This is a genomic window from Mycobacterium sp. UM_WGJ (genome assembly GCF_000455125.1).
Classification (GTDB): domain Bacteria; phylum Actinomycetota; class Actinomycetes; order Mycobacteriales; family Mycobacteriaceae; genus Mycobacterium.
On the sequence record NZ_AUWR01000008.1, the window covers coordinates 348,662 to 371,810 of the forward strand.

General features: G+C 66.9%; 20 protein-coding genes. 7 read left to right on the forward strand and 13 right to left on the reverse strand.

From position 1 onward, the window contains the following. Positions 1–4 precede the first annotated feature (4 nt). Complete coding sequence (locus tag N416_RS0103500) at positions 5–448, forward strand: MmpS family transport accessory protein (RefSeq protein ID WP_024440748.1); 444 nt, start codon at positions 5–7, stop codon at positions 446–448. Next, a complete protein-coding gene (locus N416_RS0103505; protein ID WP_024440749.1) occupies positions 445–3,363 on the forward strand; it encodes an RND family transporter in 2,919 nt (972 codons plus the stop codon). The genes N416_RS0103500 and N416_RS0103505 overlap by 4 nt, the downstream gene beginning before the upstream one ends. A gap of 20 nt (positions 3,364–3,383) precedes the next feature. Here the strand turns inward: N416_RS0103505 and N416_RS0103510 are convergent, their stop codons facing one another. The 5 genes from N416_RS0103510 to nadD are packed head-to-tail and all read right to left on the reverse strand — an operon-like array spanning position 3,384 to position 6,652. Next, positions 3,384–4,226, reverse strand: a complete 843-nt coding sequence (locus tag N416_RS0103510) for a DegV family protein (protein ID WP_024440750.1) — start codon at positions 4,224–4,226, stop codon at positions 3,384–3,386. Positions 4,227–4,232: 6 nt separating this feature from the next. After that, positions 4,233–4,982 carry a diglucosylglycerate octanoyltransferase gene (octT, locus tag N416_RS0103515; protein WP_024440751.1) on the reverse strand — a complete coding sequence of 250 codons (750 nt, stop codon included), beginning with the start codon at positions 4,980–4,982 and terminating at the stop codon, positions 4,233–4,235. Then, positions 4,972–5,655, reverse strand: a complete 684-nt coding sequence (gene gpgP / locus N416_RS0103520; RefSeq protein ID WP_024440752.1) for a glucosyl-3-phosphoglycerate phosphatase — start codon at positions 5,653–5,655, stop codon at positions 4,972–4,974. Before gpgP ends, octT begins: the two co-directional genes overlap by 11 nt. Continuing rightward, positions 5,652–6,047 (reverse strand): ribosome silencing factor, encoded by a 396-nt coding sequence (gene rsfS, locus N416_RS0103525; RefSeq protein WP_024440753.1) that lies wholly within the window; start codon positions 6,045–6,047, stop codon positions 5,652–5,654. The genes gpgP and rsfS overlap by 4 nt, the downstream gene beginning before the upstream one ends. Next, entirely contained in the window at positions 6,044–6,652 is a 609-nt protein-coding gene (gene nadD, locus N416_RS0103530) for a nicotinate-nucleotide adenylyltransferase (RefSeq protein ID WP_255341875.1), read from the reverse strand. Before nadD ends, rsfS begins: the two co-directional genes overlap by 4 nt. Before the next feature lie 182 nt (positions 6,653–6,834). On the opposite strand from nadD, the gene N416_RS0103535 reads away from it, so the two are divergent. Beyond that, positions 6,835–7,887: a class I SAM-dependent methyltransferase gene (locus tag N416_RS0103535; protein ID WP_369797564.1), complete on the forward strand. Its 1,053-nt coding sequence runs from the start codon at positions 6,835–6,837 to the stop codon at positions 7,885–7,887. 88 nt (positions 7,888–7,975) lie between these two features. Here N416_RS0103535 and N416_RS0103540 read toward each other — a convergent pair whose 3' ends face one another. The 5 genes from N416_RS0103540 to N416_RS0103560 form a co-directional block, all read right to left on the reverse strand. Beyond that, positions 7,976–9,421, reverse strand: a complete 1,446-nt coding sequence (locus N416_RS0103540; RefSeq protein ID WP_024440756.1) for a VWA domain-containing protein — start codon at positions 9,419–9,421, stop codon at positions 7,976–7,978. Then, positions 9,418–10,317, reverse strand: a complete 900-nt coding sequence (locus tag N416_RS0103545) for a MoxR family ATPase (protein ID WP_024440757.1) — start codon at positions 10,315–10,317, stop codon at positions 9,418–9,420. The genes N416_RS0103540 and N416_RS0103545 overlap by 4 nt, the downstream gene beginning before the upstream one ends. Positions 10,318–10,342: 25 nt before the next feature. After that, positions 10,343–11,596: a glutamate-5-semialdehyde dehydrogenase gene (locus N416_RS0103550; protein WP_024440758.1), complete on the reverse strand. Its 1,254-nt coding sequence runs from the start codon at positions 11,594–11,596 to the stop codon at positions 10,343–10,345. 145 nt (positions 11,597–11,741) lie between these two features. Then, positions 11,742–13,121 carry a mechanosensitive ion channel domain-containing protein gene (locus N416_RS0103555; RefSeq protein WP_024440759.1) on the reverse strand — a complete coding sequence of 460 codons (1,380 nt, stop codon included), beginning with the start codon at positions 13,119–13,121 and terminating at the stop codon, positions 11,742–11,744. Further along, a complete protein-coding gene (locus N416_RS0103560) occupies positions 13,118–15,346 on the reverse strand; it encodes an adenylate/guanylate cyclase domain-containing protein (RefSeq protein ID WP_196805092.1) in 2,229 nt (742 codons plus the stop codon). The genes N416_RS0103555 and N416_RS0103560 overlap by 4 nt, the downstream gene beginning before the upstream one ends. 30 nt (positions 15,347–15,376) lie before the next feature. Between N416_RS0103560 and N416_RS0103565 the strand changes: the two genes are divergently transcribed. Then, positions 15,377–16,237, forward strand: a complete 861-nt coding sequence (locus tag N416_RS0103565) for a ribokinase (RefSeq protein WP_196805093.1) — start codon at positions 15,377–15,379, stop codon at positions 16,235–16,237. Between the two features lie 94 nt (positions 16,238–16,331). On the opposite strand, the gene N416_RS0103570 is transcribed toward N416_RS0103565, so the two are convergent. After that, positions 16,332–17,075, reverse strand: a complete 744-nt coding sequence (locus tag N416_RS0103570; RefSeq protein WP_024440762.1) for a class I SAM-dependent methyltransferase — start codon at positions 17,073–17,075, stop codon at positions 16,332–16,334. A gap of 15 nt (positions 17,076–17,090) precedes the next feature. Beyond that, the gene (locus N416_RS0103575) at positions 17,091–19,145 is read right to left on the reverse strand and encodes an NAD(+) synthase (RefSeq protein ID WP_024440763.1); all 2,055 of its coding nucleotides are present in this window, start codon (positions 19,143–19,145) and stop codon (positions 17,091–17,093) included. 57 nt (positions 19,146–19,202) lie between these two features. On the opposite strand from N416_RS0103575, the gene N416_RS0103580 reads away from it, so the two are divergent. The 3 genes from N416_RS0103580 to N416_RS0103590 are packed head-to-tail and all read left to right on the forward strand — an operon-like array spanning position 19,203 to position 21,939. Further along, complete coding sequence (locus N416_RS0103580; protein ID WP_024440764.1) at positions 19,203–19,742, forward strand: cysteine hydrolase family protein; 540 nt, start codon at positions 19,203–19,205, stop codon at positions 19,740–19,742. Positions 19,743–19,746: 4 nt separating this feature from the next. Further along, positions 19,747–20,598 carry an NAD-dependent protein deacetylase gene (locus N416_RS0103585; protein ID WP_024440765.1) on the forward strand — a complete coding sequence of 284 codons (852 nt, stop codon included), beginning with the start codon at positions 19,747–19,749 and terminating at the stop codon, positions 20,596–20,598. 48 nt (positions 20,599–20,646) lie between these two features. Further along, positions 20,647–21,939: an MFS transporter gene (locus N416_RS0103590; RefSeq protein ID WP_024440766.1), complete on the forward strand. Its 1,293-nt coding sequence runs from the start codon at positions 20,647–20,649 to the stop codon at positions 21,937–21,939. Here N416_RS0103590 and N416_RS0103595 read toward each other — a convergent pair. Beyond that, complete coding sequence (locus N416_RS0103595) at positions 21,889–23,148, reverse strand: cytochrome P450 (protein WP_024440767.1); 1,260 nt, start codon at positions 23,146–23,148, stop codon at positions 21,889–21,891. The two genes, N416_RS0103590 and N416_RS0103595, sit on opposite strands and share 51 nt — an antisense overlap. Between the last annotated feature and the right edge of the window lies 1 nt (position 23,149).

Sequence of the window (23,149 nt, forward strand, 5' to 3'; positions counted from 1 at the left end):
TGAGATGGCGAAAATCTCGGCCGCCGGCATGCTTAAACGGTATTGGATTCCACTGGTCTTCATCGTGGTCATCGCGATCTCGAGTGTGATCGTCAGCCGACTGCACAAGGTGTTCGCCTCAGAAGACCTCAATCCCCACGCCGGTGCCGGCATCGAAATCGTCCAGTTCAACCCGAAATACGTGGCCTACGAGGCCTTCGGGCCGCCGGGTACCACCGCCGACATCAACTACTGGGACGCCGAGGCCAACGTCCATCAACTCACCGGCGTGCCCCTGCCGTGGACCTACACGGTGGTCACCGTACTGCCCGCCGTGATGGCCAACATGATCGTGCAGGGCAACACCGGTGAGATCGGCTGCCGTATCAAGATCGACGAACGGCTGCTTGACGAACGTCGTGCCACCGGCCTCAATGCCCAGACCTTCTGCCTGGTGAAGTCCGGATGATCAAAAAGATCAAAGATCAGCTGGACAGCCGGCAGGATCCGCACGTCAAGCGGCCGTTCTTCGCGCACATGCTGCGAATATTCGCGGTGCCGATCATCATCATCTGGATCGTCCTCACGGTGCTGGTGAATGTCCTTGTGCCCCAGCTGGAAGTCATCTCCGAGGAACACTCCGCGCCGCTCGCGCCCGTCGATGCGCCGTCGATGATCGCCAGCAAGCTGGTCGGTGAGAACTTTCAGGAATACAAATCCAACAGCACCGTGATGATGGTGGTGGTGGGCGAGGAAGAACTCGGCGATGCCGCTCACCATTACTACGACGAGATCGTCGCGAAGCTGGTTGCCGACACAGCCCATGTCGAACACGCCCAGGACTTCTGGCGGGACCGACTGACCGCGGCAGGCGTGCAGAGCTCCGACGCCAAGGCCGCCTACATCATGCTCAACCTGGTCGGCAACCAGGGCATGACCGAGGCCAATGATTCGGTCGTCGCGGTCCGGCAGGCCATCGACGACACCCCAGCTCCGCCCGGGGTTCAGGCCTACGTCGCCGGGCCGGCCGCGCTGACTGCTGATCTGCGGCAGATCGGCGACTCCAGTCTGGTCAAGATCACCCTGTTCACCATCGGCGCGATCGCGATCATGCTGCTGATCGTCTTCCGATCGGTGTCGGCGATGCTGACCCAGCTGTTTCTGACCCTGCTCGAGCTGATCTGTGCTCGCGGCGTCGTCGCGGTCCTCGGCTACAACGACGTCATGGGCCTGACCACGTTCGCGGTCAACATCATGGTGATGCTCGCGATCGCAGCAGGCACGGACTACGGCATCTTTCTCATCGGCCGGTACCGGGAAGCCCGGCTGGCCGGCGAGGACCGGATCGATGCGTACTACACCACCGTGCGCAGTGTCACGCCGGTGGTGTTGGGTTCGGGTCTGACCATCGCCGGGGCGTCGGCGATGCTGTATTTCACCCGGCTGCCCTACTTCCACACCATGGGCATTCCGGTCTCGGTAGGCATGCTCGTGGTGGTCGCGGCCGCCCTCACCCTGGGGCCTGCCATGCTGGTGGTGGTCACCAGCTTTGGCCTGCTTGACCCCAAAAGAGCCAGGCCGGGCGGGTTCTGGCGCCGGGCCGGCGTGTCGGTGGTGCGCTGGCCGGGGCCGATCGCGGTGGCCAGCCTGGCCATCATCCTGATCGGTCTGGTCGCCCTGCCGGGGTTCAAACCCGGTTACGACGACCGCAAGTATCTGCCCCAGGACACCCCGGTCAACGTGGCCTATGCCGCTGCGGAGAAACACTTCTCGGCGGCCCGGATGGCGCCGGACATCACCATGGTCGAATCCGACCACGACATGCGCAATCCGGCCGACATGCTGGTGCTGGACCGGGTCGCCAAGAACATCATGCGGGTGGTCGGGATCGGGATGATCCAGGACATCACCCGACCGCTGGGGATTCCGCTGCAGCACAGCTCGATACCGTTCCAACTCAGCGTCTCCAACCAGCTGATGATCCAGAACATGAAGACGCTCAAGGACCGGATCAAGGACATCGACACCATCTCCCAGCAACTCGACAAGGACATCGAGTTGCTGATCCAGATGTACGGGTACCTCCAGGAGGTCGACCGCACGTTCGACGACACGGCCGAGGTCACCCGAAACACGGTGGACGTCTCCGACCGGATCCGCGACCACATCGCGGAGTTCGACGATCAGTTTCGCCCGCTGCGCTCCTACTTCTACTGGGAGCCGCACTGTTTCGACATCCCGATGTGCAACGCGCTGCGCAACACCTTCGACGCCACCGACGGCATCGACCAACTCGCCGAGCAGTTGCACTACCTGTCCGACGACATCACCAAGACGGCACGCCTGCTGCCGCAGGCGGTCGAACTGCTGCCGGCCGTGGTCGACACCATGCGGATCATGCGCGGACTGGTGCTGACGGTGCACTCGACGTTCTCGGCGTTCATCGATCAGATGGAGGACCTGAGCAACACCCAGATCATGATGGGTCAGAGCTTCGACGACTCCAAGAACGACGACTTCTTCTACCTGCCCGCAGAGGCGTTCGACAACAAGGACTTCCAGACCGGTCTCCGGCTGTTCATGTCACCGGACGGCAAGTCGGCACGGTTTTTCGTCACGCACCAGACCTATCCGGCGACCGCGGAGGGCATCAAACGGGTCGAGCCGGAGCGGATCGCTGCCCAAGAAGCCCTGAAGCAGTCGTCGTTGGCGGACGCCAAGGTCTACATCGGCGGGATGGCCGCTCTCTATGAAGACATGCAGAACGGCGCCAAGTACGACCTGATGATCGCGGTCGTGGCGTCGCTCACGCTGATCTTCTTGATCATGATGATGATCACCCGAAGCCTGGTGGCCGCAGCGGTCATTCTCGGCACCGCATCCAGTTCTATCGCCGCGTCTTTCGGCATCTCGGTGTTGATCTGGCAGCACATTTTCGGCCAGCACATCTATTGGGTGACACTGGTGCTGGCGGTGATCGTGTTGCTGGCCGTCGGCTCGGATTACAACCTGCTGCTGGTCTCCCGCTTCGAGGAGGAGATACACGCGGGGCTCAAGACCGGCTACATACGGGCGATGGCGGGCAGCGGCGGCGTGGTGACCTCGGCGGGCATGGTGTTCGCCGCCACCATGGGCATCATGTTCTTCAGTGATCTCAAGGCCATCGGCATGTATGGCACCACCGTGGCAATCGGTTTGCTGCTGGATACCTTCGTGGTCCGGGCGTTCTTCATGCCGTCGATCGCCACGTTGTTGGGCAAGTGGTTCTGGTGGCCGCAGGTGGTCCGGCCGTGGGGTCCCAACAAGAACGTTCGCGGGATCGCGGCACACACCCCGCGTGAAGAGTCCACCGACACAGACAGATTCGCGGCGCCCGCGCAGTAGGCAGGCCGGGGTCGACGCGCTCAGGCCCCGCCCGGATCGACATCGACACACACCGCGACGGCACCGGCGCCCACGTGCAGGGCCAACGTCGGGCACAGGCTGGTGATCACCGCGGGCGCACAGACCGGCAACCGCTCCGCCAGCGCACCGGCGACCTCCTGGGCCCCCTGCGGATTGGCGACGTGATGCACCGCCAGTGCCGCTGAGCGATCCCCGACCACATCACAGACCCGGTCGATCATCGACGCGACGGCCTTGCTGACGGTGCGGATGCGTTGCGCCAGAACGAGCTTGCCATCCTCGACCGCCAGCAGCGGTTTGAGCGACAGGGCGGTTCCCAGCCACGCCGCCGCGCTGCCGATCCGGCCGCTGCGCCGCAGGTTGTCCAGCCGCTGCACCACCATGTAGGCGTGAGCACGCTGCACGGCGGCGTCCGCCGCTTCCGCGACGCCTTGCAGGTCGGCGCCGCCGGCGGCCGCTCGAGCCGCGGCCAACACCGCGAATCCGGTGCCCATCGCGGCCGATTTCGAGTCGATCACCCGCACGGCGGGACCGATCTGGCCGGCTACCTGCTCGGCGGTGCCGAACGTCCCGGACAGCGCCGAGGAAATGTGCACCGCCACCACCCCGGAGCCCGCGCTGTAGTCCAGCGCAGTGCGGTAGACCTCCGCCAGCTCCTGCGGGCCCGCCCCGGATGTGGTGACGCGCTCGCGCGCATAGATGTCCGCGGGCACGTCGTCGACGCCGTCGCGCAGATCGGCTCCGTCGAGCAGGATGTGCAGCGGTACCGTGCGAATCCCCCAGCGGTCACGCACCTCGAGAGGCAGGCAGGCCGACGAGTCGGTGATGACGACGACGCTCATCGGGGGTCACCCCAACGGGCCGGGCACGCCGGCCTCACCCAGGGCCTTGAGCATCAGGTCGGCGACAGCCCGGTGCGCCTCGAAATTCCAATGGATGCCGTCCGGATTGGCGCGGCCGCTCATGACCTCGTCGCCCACCGCGGCCTTCAGGTCCACCAGGGGTACATCATGTTCCCGCGACCAGGCCGTGATTGCCCGCACCGTGGGTTCCCGTCCCTGGTGGGCGCGGCCGTAGGTGTCCGCGATGTGCACCGACGGCAGCGAAGCCACAATGGGAATGCCTGGCCTGTTGAAATCTATTGCACCCCTGGTCATCTCGAGATATTCCACGGTGAGATGCGGAGGTAGGGCCGCCCGCGCCACCGGCGAGAGCCGGGGCTGCAGCCAGCCGTAGCCGTCGCGGACCCAACGCCGCAGCCAGGCCGGCCGCACATAGCGGATCAATTCACGCATGGCCGTCGGCCACACCGAGGGCAGTGAGTCCATCCCGCTGGTGGCGAAGATGACCGCCCCGGCCCGCGGCAGTGCCGCCCACGCCCGCGGGTCCTGGGTGGACGCCCACCAGACGTCTCGGCTGGTCCAGCCGATGCGACCGATCAGTTCGACATCCCAGTCCAACTGGCTGGCAACGATGTTCGGCCAGATCCGCGGATCATCGGCGGGCAGCCCGCCGGTGGGCCCGTAATAGGACAGCGAGTCGGCGAAGACCAGCAGGGTGGGACGGGCTTGCGCGGGCTTCCGCGGTTCAGAGGACATCGCTGGCCACCTGTGCGGAGGCGTTCCAGACGTCAAGACGCCATCGCACATCGGCGAAGTCGTCCTGGTCTGAATCGGTTCCCTCGGAGTATCCGCTGAGCTGGGTCCAGCTGGCGTTGGCCATCCCGCCCAGTGCCGGCCAGTTCTCTACCGGCAGCCGCAGCAACGCCGCTGTCAGAGCGGCGATCAGCCCGCCGTGGGCGACCAGCACCACCGGCTGATCGGCGTGCTCTGCTCTGCCCCAGTCCGGCTCCCCTGCCACCAACTCGCGCACCAACGGAACGCTGCGCTCGGCCACATCGATGCGGCTCTCCCCGCCGTGGGGTGCCCATCGGGCGTCGTCACGCCAAGCCAGCCGGGCGCCCGGTGCGGCGGCGTCGACCTCTTCATGGGTCAGCCCCTGCCAGTCACCCAGATGCGTTTCCCGCAACCTGGTGTCCACTCGGACCTGCAGCCCGTTGTGCTCGGCCAGCACGGTGGCGGTGTCGTAGGCCCGCCACAGATCCGAGGACACGATCAGCAGCGGGTGTCGTTTGCGCAGCACCTCTGCCGCCGCCTCCGCCTGCGCCCGACCCAGGTCGCTGAGAACGGTGTCCAGCTGACCCTGCATCCGGCTGCCGGCGTTGAACTCGGTCTGGCCGTGCCGCAGCAGGATCAGCCTGCGGACCCTCACGACGCGTCCTCGGGGGTCGGCTCAGCGGCCGAGTCCGCTAAGTCCACCGGCACCAGCGGGCAGTCCTTCCACAGCCGGTCCAGCGCGTAGAAGTCCCGCTCGTCCTGGTGCTGGATGTGCACCACGATGTCGACGTAGTCCAGCAGAGTCCAGCGCCCCTCCCGAGTGCCCTCGCGGCGCGCCGGCTTATAGCCGGCCAGGCGCATCTTGTCCTCGACCTCGTCGACGATCGCGTTGACCTGGCGCTCGTTGGAGGCCGAGGCGATGACGAAGCAGTCGGTGATGACCAGTTGCGCTGAGACATCGATCACGACGACGTCATCGGCCAGCTTGTTGGACGCGGCGCCGGCCGCCACGGTGGCCATCCGCACGGCCTCGGGTGTCGCGGTCATTGTTGGTCTCCGGGGGTCGGTTGGTAGAGGCGGCGCTTGGACACGTACTGGACCACCCCGTCTGGTACCAGGTACCAGATCGGGCGGGATTCTGCCGCGCGCCGGCGGCAATCGGTAGACGAGATCGCCAGCGCCGGCACCTCGACCAGCGTCAAAGCGTGCGGCGGCAGGGAGCCGAGCGCATCAGCGAGATGATCGCCGTTGAGCTCGTAACCGGGCCGGCTCACCCCCACAAACCGCGCCATCTCGAACATCTCCGGCCAATCCTGCCAGGACAGAATGGTGGCCAGCGCGTCCGCACCGGTGATGAAATAGAGCTCGGCGTCCGGGTTCTGTTCCTGCAGGTCACGCAAGGTGTCTTTGGTGTAGGTCGGACCGCCGCGATCGATGTCGGCGCGGCTCACCGAGAACCGCGGGTTGGACGCGGTGGCGATCACCGTCATCAGGTAACGGTCCTCCGCGGCGGTGACCCGACGGTCCTTGAGCCACGGCTGGCCCGTCGGCACGAAGACCACCTCGTCGAGCTCGAACAGGTCGGCGACCTCACTGGCGGCGACCAGGTGGCCATGATGGATGGGATCGAACGTCCCACCCATGACTCCCAGCCGCCGTTTTCGCACGATAGGCCAGCTTACTTGGGGTCCTCGTCGACCTGAGCGCACTGGTCGCACCGCTCGGCCCCGGCCTAGGCGGCCGATGCGCCAAACGGCTTTCCGCTTCGGCGTACGCTCACCGAAGGACGCAACCCCCCGTTGCTACCCCGAAGCCAATGCCAATCGTGTAGAAGATGTCTGTGGAAGATTTTCCGGTGAGCTCAATAGATCGCGCCCAGGCGGCCAAGAACGCCATGGTCAGGCGTTTTTACACGCGTGCCCAGACCAGCGGCGAGATCCGGCTGCCGGCGGTGCCGAGCATGCTCGAGGAATACGTCACAATGTGCTCTGCCGTGTTCGCCGGCCTGGGCAAACCCTTCAGCGACGACGAACTCGCCCGCCTCCGAGAAGTCCTGGCGGGCCAACTGGCTGAGGCCTACTCGCACTCACTGCGCTCGCACATCGTCATCTCCTACAACGCCCCGATCGGCCCCACTCTGGACTACACGGTCCGTGCCCAGTGGAACAGCGTCGCGGACGCGTACGCCGCCTGGCTGGACACGCGGAAGCCACCGCTGTTCGGCACCGAACCCGACGCACGGGTCTGGCACCTCGCCTGCGAGGCCGACGATCCGGCCTCCCATCGGGTGCTCGAGATCGGCGGGGGCACCGGGCGTAACGCCCTGGCGCTGGCGCGTCGCGGTCATCCGGTCGACGTCGTCGAAATGACCCCGAAGTTCGCCGAGATGCTCACGACCGACGCGGCGGCGGAATCCTTGGACGTGCGCGTCATCGTGCGCGACGTCTTCGAAGACGCCGATGACCTGCGCGACGACTACCAGATGATGGTGCTTTCTGAGGTGTTGACCGATTTCCGGTCCACCGCGGAGCTACGCAGCCTGTTCGAGCTCGCCGCCCGATGCCTGGCTCCCGGCGGGCGCCTGGTGTTCAACAGCTTCCTGGCGCACGACGGCTACGAACCCGACAGTGCCGCCCGGGAATTCTGCCAGCAGGTGTACTCGGGTCTGTACACCCGCGCCGAGATGTCGGCCGCGTCGGCCGGCCTACCCCTGCAGCTGCTCTCCGACGAGTCCGTGCATGACTACGAGAAAACGCACCTGCCCGAGGGCGGCTGGCCACCCACCAGCTGGTACATCGAATGGATCAGCGGGCAGGACGCGTTCCGCACCACGCGGGAGGAAAGCCCGATGGAGTTGCGCTGGCTGATCTACCAGCGGACGCACTGAGCGACCGGGCTGGCCCCTGGAACTGGGCCAGCTCCCGGGTCCAGAAGGTCCCCCGGGCGCCCAAGTGCCGCCGCAAGCGCGACGCGGGCTAGACCGGCAGCAGGGCGTCGATGACTCCGGCCAGTTGCTTGGCCGAGCGGCATTCGTGCATCGCGATCACGTCGCTGTACCGCGGCACCGCGGAATCGCCACTGCCCCACAGATGCGCCGGCTCGGGGTTGAGCCAGTGCGCATGGCGGCTGGCGGTCACCAGGTGCGACAGCACCTCCACACCTGGGTTTCGGTAATTTGTGCGACCGTCACCGAGGACCAGCAGCGCGCTGCGCGGCGACACCACGTTCGGATAGTTCTCGGCGAACGAGACGAACGCATTGCCGTAGTCGGAATGGCCGTCGCGGGTGTAGACCCCGGACTCCCGGGTAATCCGCTGGATCGCCACGGCCAGGTCGGCCTCCGGCCCGAACAGGTGCGTCACTTCGTCGGTCGTGTCGATGAACGCAAACACGCGAACTCTCGAAAACTGTTGCCGCAGCGCATGAACCAATAGCAAGGTGAAATGGCTGAAGCCGGCGACCGAGCCGGAGACATCGCACAGCACCACCAGCTCGGGTCGCGCGGGACGCGGCTTGCGCAGGACTACGTCGATCGGCACCCCGCCGGTGGACATCGACTTGCGCAGCGTCTTGCGCAGGTCGATGGTGCCGGCCCGGGAGCGTCGCCGGCGCGCGGCCAGCCGGGTCGCCAGGGTGCGGGCCAGCGGCGCCACCACCCGGCGCATCTGGCGCAACTGTTCGCCGGAGGCACGCAGGAACTCGACGTTCTCGCTCAGCTGCGGGATGCCGTACATCTGGACGTGTTCGCGCCCCAACTGCTCGGCGGTGCGCCGCTTCGTCTCGGCGTCAACGAGCTTGCGCAGTGCCGCGATCCGCTGCGCCGCCATCGCCTTGGCGATCTGCTCCTGAGTGGGACTGGGCTCGTCGCCGTAGGGCGCGAGCAGTCCGGCCAGCAGTTTGCCCTCCAACTCGTCGAGCGCCAGTGCTTTGAGCGCCTGGTAGGCGGAGTAGGACGGGCCCCGGCTGGAGCGGTATTGCCCGTAGGCGCCGACGATCGCGGCGATCATCGCCGACAACCGGGGATCGGTGTCGGCGAGATCGGGATTCGCGGTCAGCAGGTCGAGCAGCATGGCCCGCATGTCCTCGGCGTCCTCCGGCAGCGGCACGGAATCCGACGGATCAGCCTCGTCCCCGTCGACCACCACCGCGCGTCCGCCCAGCGCGGCGGGGAACCACAGATCGAACATGGCGTCGTAGGTGTCGCGGTGATCGGGCCGGCGCAGCACCGCGCAGGCCAGCCCTTCTCGCAGCACTTCCCGGTCATCGAGCCCGATCGCGGTCAACACCCGCCCGGCGTCAACGGTCTCGGAGGGGCCCACCGAAATCCCTTGCCCGCGCAGCGCTTCCACGAACCCCACCAGATGCCCCGGAATTCCATGCGGGGCAAGAGGTTGCGACGGGCGGGTGCGGCGGACCATCAGTTCAGTCGCAGCTCTCCGGATGCCCGCACCTGATCGGACTGGTGCTTGAGCACCACTCCCAGGGTGGCAGCGACGGTGGCGTCGTCGATGGTGTCCATGCCCAGGGCCAAGATGGTGCGGCCCCAGTCGATGGTCTCGGCCACCGACGGCAGCTTCTTGAGCTGCATGCCGCGCAGCACCGCGATGATGCGCACCAGCTCGGCGGCCAGATGCTCGGGCAGTTCAGGCACCCGCGACAGCAGAATCCGGCGTTCCAGGTCCGGATCGGGGAAGTCGATGTGCAAGAACAGGCAGCGGCGCTTGAGCGCTTCGGACAGTTCCCGGGTGGCGTTGGAGGTCAACACCGTGAACGGGGTGCGCGCCGCGGTGATCGTGCCCAGTTCCGGAACGGTGACCGCGAAGTCGGACAGCACCTCCAGCAGCAGACCCTCGATCTCGATGTCGGCCTTGTCGGTCTCGTCGATCAGCAGCACGGTCGGATCGGTGCGCCGGATCGCGGTCAGCAGCGGCCGCGACAGCAGGAACTCCTCGGAGAACACATCCATCTTGGTGGCGTCCCAGTCACCGCCGTTGGATCCCGACTGGATGCGCAGAATCTGCTTGGCGTGATTCCACTCATAGAGCGCCCGGGCCTCGTCGACGCCCTCGTAACACTGCAACCGCACCAGCCCGGACCCGGTGGCCGCGGCCACCGCGCGGGCCAGCTCGGTCTTGCCGACCCCGGCCGGACCCTCCACCAGCAGGGGTTTGCCCAGCCGGTCGGCCAGGAACACCGCGGTGGTGGTGGCGGTGTCGGCCAGATACCCGGTTTCGGCCAGCCGGCGGGCCACGTCGTCGATGTCGGCGAACAGCGGCGCCTGGCGGGCCGGGGTTGCGGGGATGGCGGGTTTGTCCATGTGGATGTAGCTCCTTCGAGGCGCCTTAGACGGGACGGGTGTGGCCGTCACCCCACACGATCCATTTGGTCGACGTCAGCTCCGGCAGACCCATGGGGCCCCGGGCGTGCAGCTTCTGGGTGGAGATGCCGATCTCGGCGCCGAACCCGAACTGCTCGCCGTCGGTGAAGGCCGTGGAGGCGTTAACCATGACCGCGGCCGCGTCGACCTGCTCGCTGAACCGCTGGGCGGCCGCCATGTTGGTGGTGACGATGGCCTCGGTGTGGCCGGTGCCGTACTCGTTGATGTGGTCGATCGCGTCCTCGAGCCCGTCGACCACCGAAAGGGCGATGTCCATCGCCAGGTATTCACGACGCAGATGATCCTCGGCGGCGGCATCCTCGGCATCACCGTGCACCGCGACTCCGGCGGCGGTCAACGCGTCCACCAGCCGCGGCAATGCGGATGCGGCGATCGCCCTGTCGATCAGCAGCGTCTCGGCGGCATTGCAGACACTGGGCCGACGGGTCTTGGAGTTCAACAGCACCTGTTCGGCGATGTCAAGATCGGCGGCCTCATGGATGTAGACGTGGCAGTTGCCGACACCGGTCTCGATGGTGGGCACCAACGCGTCACGCACCACGGCTTCGATCAATCCGGCTCCGCCGCGCGGGATCACCACGTCGACCAGTCCGCGCGCCTGGATCAGATGAGTGACCGTGGCGCGATCCACCGACGAGAGCAACTGCACCGCGTCGGCGGGCAGGTCCTCGGCCTCCAGAGCGCCACGCAGCACGTCCACCAAAGCCTGGTTGGAGTGGGCCGCCGACGAACTGCCGCGCAGCAGTGCGGCGTTGCCGGACTTCAGGGTCAGCCCGAATGCGTCGACGGTCACGTTGGGCCGGCCCTCATAGACCATGCCCACCACGCCCAGCGGGACGCGCTGCTGACGCAGCAGTAGTCCGTTGGGCAGGGTGTAGCCGCGCAGCACCTCGCCGACCGGGTCGGGCAGGCCGGCGACCTGACGCAGTCCCGCGGCGATCCCGTCGACCCGAGACTTGGTCAGCGCCAGCCGGTCCAGAATGGCCTCGGGAGTGCCGGCGTCACGGGCAGCGGCGACGTCGCGGTCATTGGCGGCCAGGATGTCGTCGGCGTGGGCCAGCAGCGCGTCGGCGGCGGCGTTCAGCGCACTGTTCTTGGCCGCCGTGGACAACGCCGTCAGGGAACGCGAGGCGACCCTGGCGCGGCGGGCGGCGTCATGGACCTCTTGGCGCAGGTCGGGAAGCACGGGGACGCTCATCGTGCCAGCGTATCGGCGAACGCCCGATCAGGTAAAACGGCCCCGCTGTGTTGACGTGCGGCGACCCGCTTCGACCGGCTCCGCCGCCCTCACGATCGCCGCTGTGTTGACTTACGGCGACCCGCTTCGACCGGCTCCGCCGCCCTCACGATCGCCGCTGCGCAACAGCCGTGCGAGGCCGCTGATCGATGATCCGGCCCAGTTCCTGCAGCAACAGCGGCTTGGCCATCACCAGCTCCTCGATGTGTTCGCGATCGATGACCACCGCGGTCACCTCCTCCAATGCCCGGGCGTCGAACGGGCTGGCTTGGCGGGTCAGTGTGGTGATCCCGAGAAACGCCCCATGGCGCAACGTGGCACCTGGCTGGTCCGGATCCTCGCTGCTGATCCGGACACTGCCGTCGGTCAGAAATGTCATGGCCGTCGGTACCTGACCGGCTTGCTGCAGTGGTTCGTCGGCGCCATACCGGACGACCCTGGCGTAGGGCACCAGGGCCTGCTGGTCTGCCTCGGTCAGTCGCAGGGCGGGCGCCACCACGGTCCGCAGCGCCTCGGCCACCCGTTCCGGCGTGCAGAAATCGTCGGTGGCGCCGTCAAGGTGCAGTCCCTCCCGCCGCGAGGCGTACCAGAGCCACCGCTGGAAGGTTGCCTGCGCAGCGCCGTCGTCGCTGGGTGTGTCGACCGCGATGGCGGTGCGGTACTGGCCGCCACCCAGCGCCGCCGATTCCGGTGCCGCGCCGGTGGTCCGCATCGGCAGAGCGGTGGCAACGCGCGACAACAACGCGCACACCCGGTCCGGCGGATCGCCGACGGCGAACGAGGTGGTGATCGACACCCGGTGCGCACCGCTGGATCGGCTGATGTTGGTGAACGAGGTGCCGGCCAGCACCGAGTTCGGCGTGACCTGCAGCCCGTCGGCGGTGCTGATGTGTACCGCGCGCCAGTTCACTTCCACGACCCGGCCGTGGGCGGTCGGGGTGGACAGCCAGTCGCCAATCCGGAACGGCTGCTCGAAGAGCATGAACAGACCCGAAACGATCTGACCGACCGAGTTCTGCAGCATCAGGCCGATAACCACCGACGTCACACCCAGCGCGGTGAACAGGCCGCCGATCTTGGCGTCCCACACCAGGGACAGCGTCAGGGCCAGGCCCACACCGATCAGCAGGAACCGGGCGACATCGATGAAGATGGTCGGAATGCGGCCCCGCCAGGACCCTTGGGGGGCGCTCTGGAAGAAGGTGACGTCGAGCACCGCCAGCAACAACACCAGCAACACGAAGCCGAACGCGGTGTAAATGACGCGCAGAGTCGGATCCTCGCCGGGCACGCCGGCCACCTTTGCCAGCAGCACCAGCAAGGCGCCCAGCGGCAATAGGTAATTACGAGCCAATGCCACCGGCCGGGCCAGGTAGCTGCCTCGGCGCGCCAGCACCCCATGCCCTTCGGTCAGCGCGACCAGGCCCGCGGGGAATCCGATGGCGACCCCGATCGCCCAGTAGAGCCACGACCCGAAGACGTTCACGGCGCCTCGGACACTCTCGGGGCCAATTTCCAGGTCTGTTCCTGGGCGTCACCGACGGTCATGGTGCCGGCCGGAGCGAACTCCGCCGCGTCGTCGAGCATGTCGCGCACCGCCGCGGTGACGTAGATGCCAGATTCCGGTGTGTGCCTGCGCAACTGGTAGGCGAGGTTGACCGCCGAGCCCCAGAGGTCATAGGTGACACCGGATCGGCCCACCAGACCGCTGATGACTTCGCCGGTGTTGACTCCGGCCCACAGGCTCAGCTGGTACCCGGATTTGATGGCGAACCGCTCGACGATCCGTTGCAACTCGGAGGCGAATTCGACGATTCGGTGCACTCCGTCCAGGCGTGGTGTGGTCAAGCCGCAGCCGGCCAGATAGCCGTTGTACATCGTCCGGATTCGTTCCACGCCAACGGCTTCGGCTGCCGCGTCGAACTGCCTGACCAAGTCGTCGACGATTGTCACCAATTCGCTCGCGGAGATTTCGGAGGACAATTGATCGATGCCCTGCAGCTCTGCGTAGATGACAGTGACGTTGTGGTGCACGTCCGAGATAGCCTGCTCGCCCCCGCGATAGCGCCGCACCAGCGATTCCGGCATCAGCGACAACATCAGCTCGTCGTTCTGCTTGCGCTGCTGGCTGAGCAACTCCTCCTTGGTGCGAAGGCTGTAGCTCATGTCGTTGAACGCCTTGGTCAGATCGCCGATCTCGTCAGCCGTTCGAGCCGGTACCACGGCGCTGTAATCGCCGGCACTGATCCGTTGGGCGGCGGCCTGCAGCCGCCGGATCGGTTGCAGGAACAGCCGGGCAAGCAACATCGCCAGCACACAGATCGCGAAGATCACCCCGGTGGTGGCCAGCACCACTCTCCTACTGAAGGAGGTGACGCCGGAAAAGGCGTCGGAGTACTCCCTGGTCGCCAGGATCGACCACTGCAGGTCCGAGTTGGGCACGGCCAACGGCGCGTACGCCGTCAGTTCGCGTTTGCCCAAATAGTCGTACCCGGTGGTGAGCGTTCCGGACTGGCCGCGCTGCGCGGCCTGCAGGCCCGGTCCACCGACCGGCTGCACCAAGGTGGTGGTCCCCAACCGCACCGCGCGGTCCACCGTCGCCTCAGAGGTTCCCGCCTCCACCGCTTCACGGCGATAGCGCTCGGGATCCTCCAGGAACAACCGCGAATCGGAACGCATCAGGTCGTCCGGACCGGCCAGGTAGGTCTCGGCGGTGTGGCCCAGCCCGGCCGCATCCCAGTCGCGGTCGACGGTCATGATTCGGGTGATCTTGGCACTGGGCAGCGCCAAGGCCAACACACCCTCGACCTCGCCCTTGGTGCCCACCGGTGAGACCAGCCAGGCGGTCGGCGCGTCCAGTTGGGGCTGGTAGGGCTGGAAATCGGTGATCCAGACGAAGTTGACCGCGTTGGCCGCCAGTGCTTTGCGGTAGGCGTCCCGCAGGCCGGATTCGCGGTAGGGGCCGGTGAGCAGGTTCGTGCCCAGGTCCACACCCTTGTTGACCGAATAGACCACGTTGCCTTGGGTGTCCAGCAGCAACGCATCCCGGTACTCGTTGAGCTGAACAACCTCGGTGAAGACACCGTTGAACTGGGCATTTGCCGCTGACCAAGCACTGCCGTCACCCGCATCGTCGAGTTTCTTGGAGTCTCCGGCGAAGCCTGCGGTGTAGTGCGCCTGCAGGTAGCGCTGCGCGTTCGAAGTGGGCAGGAACGCGGCGACGTCCGCCTTCTCACCGGTGCGTTCGGTCAGCGCCGTGGTGAAGTTGTCGCGGTAATAGCCCACGATGGTCCGCTGCTGCTCGGGCGTGACCGGAGCATTCGCGAGTTGGTCGAATCCGGCGCTGAACGCCTTGACTGCGGAAGCCGCGGTCACTCCCCCGCTGACGATCACCAGGGCGTTGGACATATCGGCGAACAAGCCGGCGACTGCGCGACGCTGCAACTCGCGAGCCTGCACCAGTTTGTTGGTCGCCGCATGCTGCAATTCCTCTGCGCCATACTGGAACTCGACAAAACCGACCACCGCGACCGAGGCGACGCTGGTCAGCAGCAGGATGATCATCAGCTTGGTCTTGATACTGAGCCGGGCCGCCAGCCGCCGGTACAGGCGCTCATCGCTCGCCTGAATCACTGTCGACGGTGCGGAGTCCACTCGGCGGCTCCCTTCTCCGGTTGCCGGTGGATTTTCACAGTAGGGGATGCACCACATTCCACGGCTGCAAATGCGAAGCTGAAACCCATGGCGACGCGGGTGTGCGTAGTGGGCAGCGTGAACGCCGACACCGTCTTCGCCGTCGCCGCGCTTCCGGCCGCAGGCGAGACGGTGCTGGCCACGGCGCGCAGCACCCACCCCGGCGGGAAGGGCGCCAACCAGGCGGTGGCCGCGGCACGCGCGGGAGCCCGCGTGCAGTTCGTGGGCGCGGTCGGCGACGATGACGCCGGGCTACTGCTGCGCCGGCACCTGCAGAGCAACGGCGTCGGAACCGCCGGCCTCATGACGGCGCCCGGGCCCAGTGGCTCGGCGGTCATCATGGTGGACCCGTCCGGGGAGAACACCATCGTGGTGGACCCGGGCGCCAACGGTGCGTGGGCGCTGACTTCCAGCCAGCGCGACCTGATCGCCGACTGCGACGTGCTGCTGATGCAGTTGGAGATCCCGATCCCGGTGGCCGCCGCGGCCGCCGGGCTCGCCCACGCGCACGGGGCGACGGTGATCCTCAACGTGTCCCCACCCGCGGCGGACGTGGCGGGGCTCCTCGACCTGGTTGACGTCGCCGTGGTCAACGAGTCCGAATCCGCGCGATTCCACCACCAGGTGCCGCACCGGGTCGTCACGCTGGGGTCGCGTGGCGCGCGCTACTCCGGTGTCGACGGCACCGTCGAGGTGCCGTCACCGGTGGTCGATGCCGCCGACACGTCCGGCGCGGGCGATGTCTTTGCCGGCGTGTTGGCGACCGAATGGGCTGGCGGGGTCGAACGGGCGCTGCAATACGCCTGTGCGGCTGGGGCGTTGGCGACACTGGTGGTCGGTGCCGGGGACTGCGCGCCGAGCGCTGAGGCGATCAGCGCAGCGCTTGATGCGTTCACGCCCGAACGGTGAAGACCCAGGTCGACGTCGGATGCGGGCTGACCGCCCCGGATCCCCCAGTTGTGCCGATCCACCTCGTGCAAAGTGACCATCACGTGCCAGACGATCAGTCCCGTTTGGCCCGCACCCACTGGATGGTGCCGAAGTTCTTGACCCGAACACTGGTCAGGCCGTGGTGTTCCAGGGTATCGGCGATCTCGTCGTCGTCGAACACCCGCGCACCGGCCTTGGGCAGCACCTGCCACAGTCGCGAGGCCGATCCCGCGGTGGGCACCATCAGTGCGAGGCGCCCACCGGGCTTGAGCACCCTCGCCATCTCACCCAGCGCCGATACCGGATCGGGGATCAGTTGCAGGACAGCGATCGACACGACCGCGTCGACGGTCTGGTCGCGCAGCGGCAGGTGCTGTGCATCGGCACGCAGGAAGCCGGTCTGGGAGCCGGCCTGCACCCGTACCGCCCGGGCCAGCATCGGTGCTGAGACGTCGACGCCCAGGGCCAGACCGTCGGGGCCGACAGCCTGGGCCAGCGAGGTGGTGATGCTTCCCGGCCCGCAGCCGACATCCAGCGCCACCCCGCCGGCGGGGATCGCCAGCCAGTCGATCGGATGCTGCCAGGCCTCGAGCAGCCGGCGGGCCACCGCTTGGGCATTGTCGTAGAACATCGACCCGAACGACGAGGCCCACAGCCGCTGGATGGCGCCGGTGTTCTGCTGTGTGCCCACCTCCCCTGCCTCATCGAGCAGATCGAGATAGCCGCGGCTCACCTGCGGGTCCGACGGTGGATCGCTGAGCAGGGTCATGGCCCGCTGCAACGCCGGTGACAACGGAAACCTTCGAATGTCAGCCATCCTCGCTGCTCCTTCCTACGCCTGCGGAATCTCCCGTTCGATCTCGTCGAGCCAGATCCGCGCCGACATGTCCGAGGGTGCCCGCCATTCTCCGCGCGGCGACAGCGAACCGCCGTGGGACACCTTGGGCCCGTTCGGCAGCGCCGAGCGCTTGAATTGGCTGAACGAATAGAACCGCTGCACAAACACTTTGAGCCAGTGTCGAATATCCGCCAAGGAATAGGCCTGCCGCTTGTCCGCCGGATATCCGGGCGGCCAGGAACCCGACTCCACGTCATGCCAGGCATGCCAGGCCAAGAACGCGGTCTTGGCCGGGGTGAATCCGTACCGCAGCGCCTGAAACAGCGCGAAGTCCTGCAGCGAGTACGGGCCCACCTTGTCCTCGCTGCGCTGAATCTCTTCGCCGTCGGTCGCCGGCACCAGTTCGGGGCTGATCTCGGTATTGAGCACCGAGGCCAGTACCGCGCACACATCGGAGTCGAACTCCCCGGAGTTGATCACCCACCGGATCAGGTGCTGGATCAGGGTTTTGGGCACGCCGCCGTTGACGTTGTAGTGCGACATCTGATCGCCTACCCCGTAGGTGGACCAGCCCAGCGCCAGCTCGGACAGGTCGCCGGTGCCCAGCACAATGCCGCCGTGCTGGTTGGCGATTCGGAACAGGTAGTCGGTGCGCAGGCCCGCCTGCACGTTCTCGAACGTGACGTCGTAGACGGCTTCGCCGCGCGCGAACGGGTGCCCGAGCTCGGACAGCATCAACTTCGCGGTTTCGCGGATGTCGATCTCCGCGAACGTCACCCCCAGCGCCTTGCTCAGCGCGGCGGCGTTGGCCTTGGTGCGCTCACCGGTGGCAAAGCCGGGCATGGTGAACGCGAGAATGTCGCTGCGCGGCCGGTTTTCCCGGTCCATCGCCCGGGCGGCGACAATCAGGGCGTGGGTCGAATCCAGTCCGCCGGAGACCCCGATGACCACCTTGGGACAGTTCAGCGCGCGCAGCCGCTGCTCCAGACCGGAAACCTGGATGTTGTAGGCCTCGTAGCAGTCCTGTTGCAGTCGCTGCGGATTCGACGGCACGAACGGGAATCGTTCGACCACCCGCCGCAGCCCGATGTCCCCGGCCGGCGGATCCAGCATGAACTCCACCCGCCGGAACGCCTGCACCGCATCCCGGTGGTGGCGGCGGTTGTCGTCAAAGGTGCCCATCCGCAGCCGCTCCGAGCGCAGCAGCCCGAGGTCGACGTCGGCGACCGATCGGCGGGGACCGTTGGGGAACCGTTCGCTTTCGCCGAGCAGCGTGCCGTTCTCCCAGATCATGGTCTGGCCGTCCCAGGCGAGATCGGTGGTCGACTCGCCTTCTCCCGCGGCGGCATAGACATAGGCGGCCAGGCAGCGCGCCGAGGCCGACCGGGCCAACAGGCAGCGGTCGTCGGCACGCCCGACGGTGATCGGGCTGCCGGACAGGTTGGCCAGCACCGTCGCGCCGGCCAGGGCAGCCTGGGCGCTGGGCGGCACCGGCACGAACATGTCCTCGCACACCTCGGCGTGCAGCACGAACCCAGGCAGGTCGGTCGCGGCGAACAGCAGGTCCGGCCCGAACGGGGTCTCTGCGTCGCCCAGCCGGATGAGTCCGCGTTCGTCGGCGCCGGCCGCCAGTTGGCGGCCTTCGTAGAACTCCCGATAGGTGGGCAGGTAGGACTTCGGCGCGACCCCGAGGATGCGCCCGCGGTGAATGACGACCGCGGTGTTGTACACGCGATGCGCGTAGCGCAGTGGCGCTCCCACCACCAGGACCGGCAGTAGCTCCGCCGAGGCCGCGACCACGTCGAGCAGTGCCGCCTCGACGGCGCTGAGCAGGCTGTCCTGCTGCACGATGTCGTCGATGGAGTATCCCGACAGGGTGAGTTCGGGAAACACAGCCAGCGCGACGCCGTCGTCGTGGCAGTCGCGCGCCAGCTGTAGCACCGACTCGGCGTTGGCGGCCGGGTCGGCGAGCGTGGTGCGGTGCGTGCAGGCGGCAACCCGCGCGAACCCGTGCCGGTAGGCGTTGTAGAAGTCCCCAGAATGCTCCATTGCCCCCATTGTCGCCCGGACTGTGTCAACGTGCAGCTTTCGGGTATCACCAGGGGCATGACCGATACCGCGGTAATCGTCGTCGACATGCTCAACTCCTACCGCCATGCCGACGCCGAACAACTGGCCGACAACGTCGCACAGATCGTCGAACCGCTGGCCGACCTGGTGGAACGCAGCCGGGCCGCCGATGATGTCGACCTGATCTACGTCAACGACAACTACGGCGACTTCACCGCTGGATTCGCCCAGATCGCCGCGTCGGCGCTGGATGGCTCCAGACCCGAACTGGTGCGGCCCATCGCCCCGGTAGCCGGCGACCGGTTGATGACCAAGGTGCGACACAGCGCCTTCTACTCCACTCCGCTGGAGTATCTGCTGGGCCGGCTCGGCACCCAGCGGTTGATCCTGACCGGGCAGGTCACCGAGCAATGCATCCTCTACACCGCTCTGGACGCCTATGTCCGGCACCTTCCGGTGGTGATACCGGTCGACGCGGTCGCCCACATCGACGCCGCACTGGGTGCCGCCGCACTGGAGATGATGTGCCGCAACATGGCTGCCGAGCAGTCGACCGCCGCGAAGTGCCTACGCTAGCCGGATGGGCGGAACCGAGCCGACGGTCTGCGACCTGCTGACGCTGCTTGCGGGCCGGCGGGTCGCGGTGCTCACCGGCGCCGGCATCTCCACCGATTCGGGCATTCCGGACTATCGCGGCCCGGACTCCCCGCCGAGCAACCCGATGACCATCGCCCAGTTCACCGGCGACCAGGTGTTTCGTCAGCGGTACTGGGCTCGCAACCACATCGGCTGGCGCCACATGGCCGACACCGCACCCAACATCGGGCACTTGGCAGTGGCCGCGCTGGAAGAGGCCGGCGTGGTGAGCGGGGTGATCACCCAGAACGTCGATCTGCTGCACACCAAAGCCGGGAGCCGGCGCGTGGTGGATCTGCACGGCAGCTACGCCACGGTGATCTGCTTGACCTGCGGGCAATCCTTGAGCCGAGGCGCGTTGCACGAGCAGCTCGAGCAGCTCAACCCCGGGTTCATCGACCGGGCGGGAAAGCTCGGCGGTATCGCCGTGGCGCCCGACGCGGACGCCGTCGTCACCGATACCGCGTCATTCCGTTTCGTCGACTGCCGGCACTGCGGCGGGATACTCAAGCCCGACATCGTCTACTTCGGCGAAAGCGTCCCCAAAGAGCGCGTCGCCCAATCTTATTCGATGGTCGAGGACGCCGAGGCATTGCTGGTGGCGGGTTCGTCGCTGACGGTGTTCTCCGGCTACCGGTTTGTTCGCCATGCCGCCGCGCGCGGTGTCCCGGTCGCGATCATCAACCGCGGCCCCACCCGCGGCGATGACTTGGCCGACGTCAAGATCGACGGCGGTTGTTCACCGGCACTGGCGCTGCTGGCCGCAGAGCTGCCCTGCGAAATTTCGTCGCGGTAATCCTCGGTAGCGGCACACAATCGCGGCAAAATCCGGCAGGATGCTCGGGTGACGAAGCAGCGGCTCACGGCCGACCAGCGCAACTCGTTCCTCGCTGCCGTATTGGGCTGGTCGATGGATGCCTTCGACTACTTCATCGTGGTGTTCGTCTACGCCGACATCGCCAAGACCTTCGGCCACACCAAGACCGAGGTCGCGTTTCTGACCACCGCCACGCTGGTGATGCGCCCGCTGGGCGCGCTGCTGTTCGGCCTGTGGGCCGACCGGGTCGGCCGGCGAATACCGCTGATGGTCAACGTGATCTTCTATTCCACGGTGGGGTTCTTGTGTGCGTTCGCGCCCACCTTCACTGTGCTGGTGATTCTGCGTCTGCTCTACGGGATCGGGATGGGCGGCGAATGGGGGCTGGGCGCCGCGCTGGCCATGGAGAAGATCCCGCCGGAGCGCCGCGGGTTCTTCTCCGGGCTGCTGCAGGAGGGCTATCTGTTCGGCTACCTGGCCGCCACCCTGGCCTCGCTCCTGGTGAACGACGTGCTGGGGTTGTCCTGGCGCTGGCTGTTCGGGCTCTCGATCCTGCCGGCCATGGTCAGCCTGCTGATCCGCTACCGGGTGACGGAGTCCGAGATTTGGCAGGCTACCCAGGACCGGATGCGGTTGACCCAGACCAAGATTCGTGACGTGTTCACCGACGCCAAGGTGATCCGCCGATTCTGCTACCTGGTGTTGCTGATGACGGCGTTCAACTGGATGAGCCACGGCACGCACGACATCTATCCGACGTTTCTGACCTCCCCCGACGGCGCAGGTCTGTCCCATGTCACGGCCAAGTGGATCGCGGTGATCTACAACATCGGCGGGATCATCGGCGGGCTGATCTTCGGCTCGCTGTCACAGCGGTTGGGCCGACGTTACGCGATCATCTGGGCCGCGACGATGGGCTTACCGATCGTGCCGCTGTTCGCCTTGTCGCACACCGCGGGCATGCTGTGCCTGGGCTCGTTTCTGATCCAGATCTGCGTGCAGGGCGCCTGGGGCGTGATCCCGGCGCACCTGACCGAGATGTCGCCGGACGCGATCCGAGGCTTCTATCCGGGCGTGACCTACCAGCTGGGCAATCTCTTCGCCGCGTTCAACCTGCCGATCCAGGAGCACTTGGCGGCCTCGCACGGCTACCCGTACGCCCTGGTTGTCACGCTGGTGCCCACGCTGATCGCCGTCATCGTGCTGACCGCGATCGGCAAGGACGCCACCGGCCGGCGGTTCGGACTGACCGAGCCGGGACCAACCGCATCAGAACGTGCAAGTCATGGCACGGATCCCGTGAATGAAGCTGCCCGCTAGATACTCCGGGTCGCCTGCCTCGATACCCGGCAGTTGATGGAGCAACTCGCCGAAGAGTGCCCGCAGCTGGGCCCGCGCCACATGGGTCCCCAGGCAGTAGTGCTGCCCGCCGCCGCCGAAACCCAGATGCGGATTCGGGTCGCGGCTCAGATCCAGGCGATCGGGCTGGTCGAACACCTGCGCATCCCAGTTGCCTGACGCATAGAACATGGCCACCTTGTCGCCGGCCCGAATGGTCTGGCCGCCGAGTTCGTAATCGGTTGCGGCGGTCCGGCGGAAGGTCATCACCGGCGTCGCGTAGCGGATGAACTCCTCTACCGCGGTCCCGATACGGCGGTCGAAGTCCTCCAGCAGCCACGCGCGTTGCTCGGGGAAGTCGGTGAGCGCCCGCAGGGCATGGCTGGCGGTCTGGCGGGTGGTGTCGTTGCCCGCCACCGCCAGCAGCACGAAGTAGGCGGACACCTCGGCGTCGGTGAGCCGGTCACCGTCGACCTCGGCGTTGACCAGGCTGCTGAACAGGTCGTCACCGGGAGTCTCACGGCGTTGCGCGGCCAGCGCGCCGGCGACCTGATGCAGATACATGATGTTTTCGCCCATCACCGCCAGCGGGTCGCGCCCGGCGAGGAACACCGGGTCGTTGGTCGATACCAGGGCGTCGGCGGCATGGGCCACCTGCGCACGCTCGGAATCGGGAACGCCGACCATGTCGGCCAACGTGCGCAGCGGCAGTTCCTTGGCGCAGTACTCGACGAAGTCGGCCCCACTGCCGGCGGCCTTGAGTTCGTCGACGATGGCCGTGGCGCTGGCCGTGATCGAGTCCTCGATGCGCCTGATCTGGCGGGGAGTGAACGCAGCGGTGGCCAGTTTGCGCAGTTTGGTGTGCCGGGGCGGATCCATGGCCAGGAAGGACTGGGTGGTCTCCAGCATCTCCGCGGGGATGTTCTCGAATTGCACACCCTTGCCGGACAGGAACACCTCGTTGGTGCGGCTCACCTCGACGATGTCGGCGTGGCGGGTGACCGCCCAATAGCCGGGATCGTCGGGATCGTTGAGCATGGCGTCCTGCACAGGCGGGTGCCAGCTCACCGGACGCTCGGCACGCAGCACCGCGAACGAGCGCTCCCGCTCCGCGGCGGTGCTGGACCAGAACGCGCGTGAGGACAGGTCGACCGCGTCGTAGCTGCGCAGCGCGGCGGATGGTGCGGTCACG

Coding starts and splice junctions, on each gene's coding strand:
- N416_RS0103500 (WP_024440748.1), top strand. CDS start 5: ATGGCGAAAATCTCGGCCGCCGGCATGCTTAAACGGTATTGGATTCCA.
- N416_RS0103505 (WP_024440749.1), top strand. CDS start 445: ATGATCAAAAAGATCAAAGATCAGCTGGACAGCCGGCAGGATCCGCAC.
- N416_RS0103510 (WP_024440750.1), bottom strand. CDS start 4,226: ATGAGCGTCGTCGTCATCACCGACTCGTCGGCCTGCCTGCCTCTCGAG.
- octT (WP_024440751.1), bottom strand. CDS start 4,982: ATGTCCTCTGAACCGCGGAAGCCCGCGCAAGCCCGTCCCACCCTGCTG.
- rsfS (WP_024440753.1), bottom strand. CDS start 6,047: ATGACCGCGACACCCGAGGCCGTGCGGATGGCCACCGTGGCGGCCGGC.
- N416_RS0103535 (WP_369797564.1), top strand. CDS start 6,835: ATGTCTGTGGAAGATTTTCCGGTGAGCTCAATAGATCGCGCCCAGGCG.
- N416_RS0103545 (WP_024440757.1), bottom strand. CDS start 10,317: ATGGACAAACCCGCCATCCCCGCAACCCCGGCCCGCCAGGCGCCGCTG.
- N416_RS0103550 (WP_024440758.1), bottom strand. CDS start 11,596: ATGAGCGTCCCCGTGCTTCCCGACCTGCGCCAAGAGGTCCATGACGCC.
- N416_RS0103560 (WP_196805092.1), bottom strand. CDS start 15,346: ATGTGGTGCATCCCCTACTGTGAAAATCCACCGGCAACCGGAGAAGGG.
- N416_RS0103565 (WP_196805093.1), top strand. CDS start 15,377: ATGGCGACGCGGGTGTGCGTAGTGGGCAGCGTGAACGCCGACACCGTC.
- N416_RS0103570 (WP_024440762.1), bottom strand. CDS start 17,075: ATGGCTGACATTCGAAGGTTTCCGTTGTCACCGGCGTTGCAGCGGGCC.
- N416_RS0103575 (WP_024440763.1), bottom strand. CDS start 19,145: ATGGAGCATTCTGGGGACTTCTACAACGCCTACCGGCACGGGTTCGCG.
- N416_RS0103580 (WP_024440764.1), top strand. CDS start 19,203: ATGACCGATACCGCGGTAATCGTCGTCGACATGCTCAACTCCTACCGC.
- N416_RS0103585 (WP_024440765.1), top strand. CDS start 19,747: ATGGGCGGAACCGAGCCGACGGTCTGCGACCTGCTGACGCTGCTTGCG.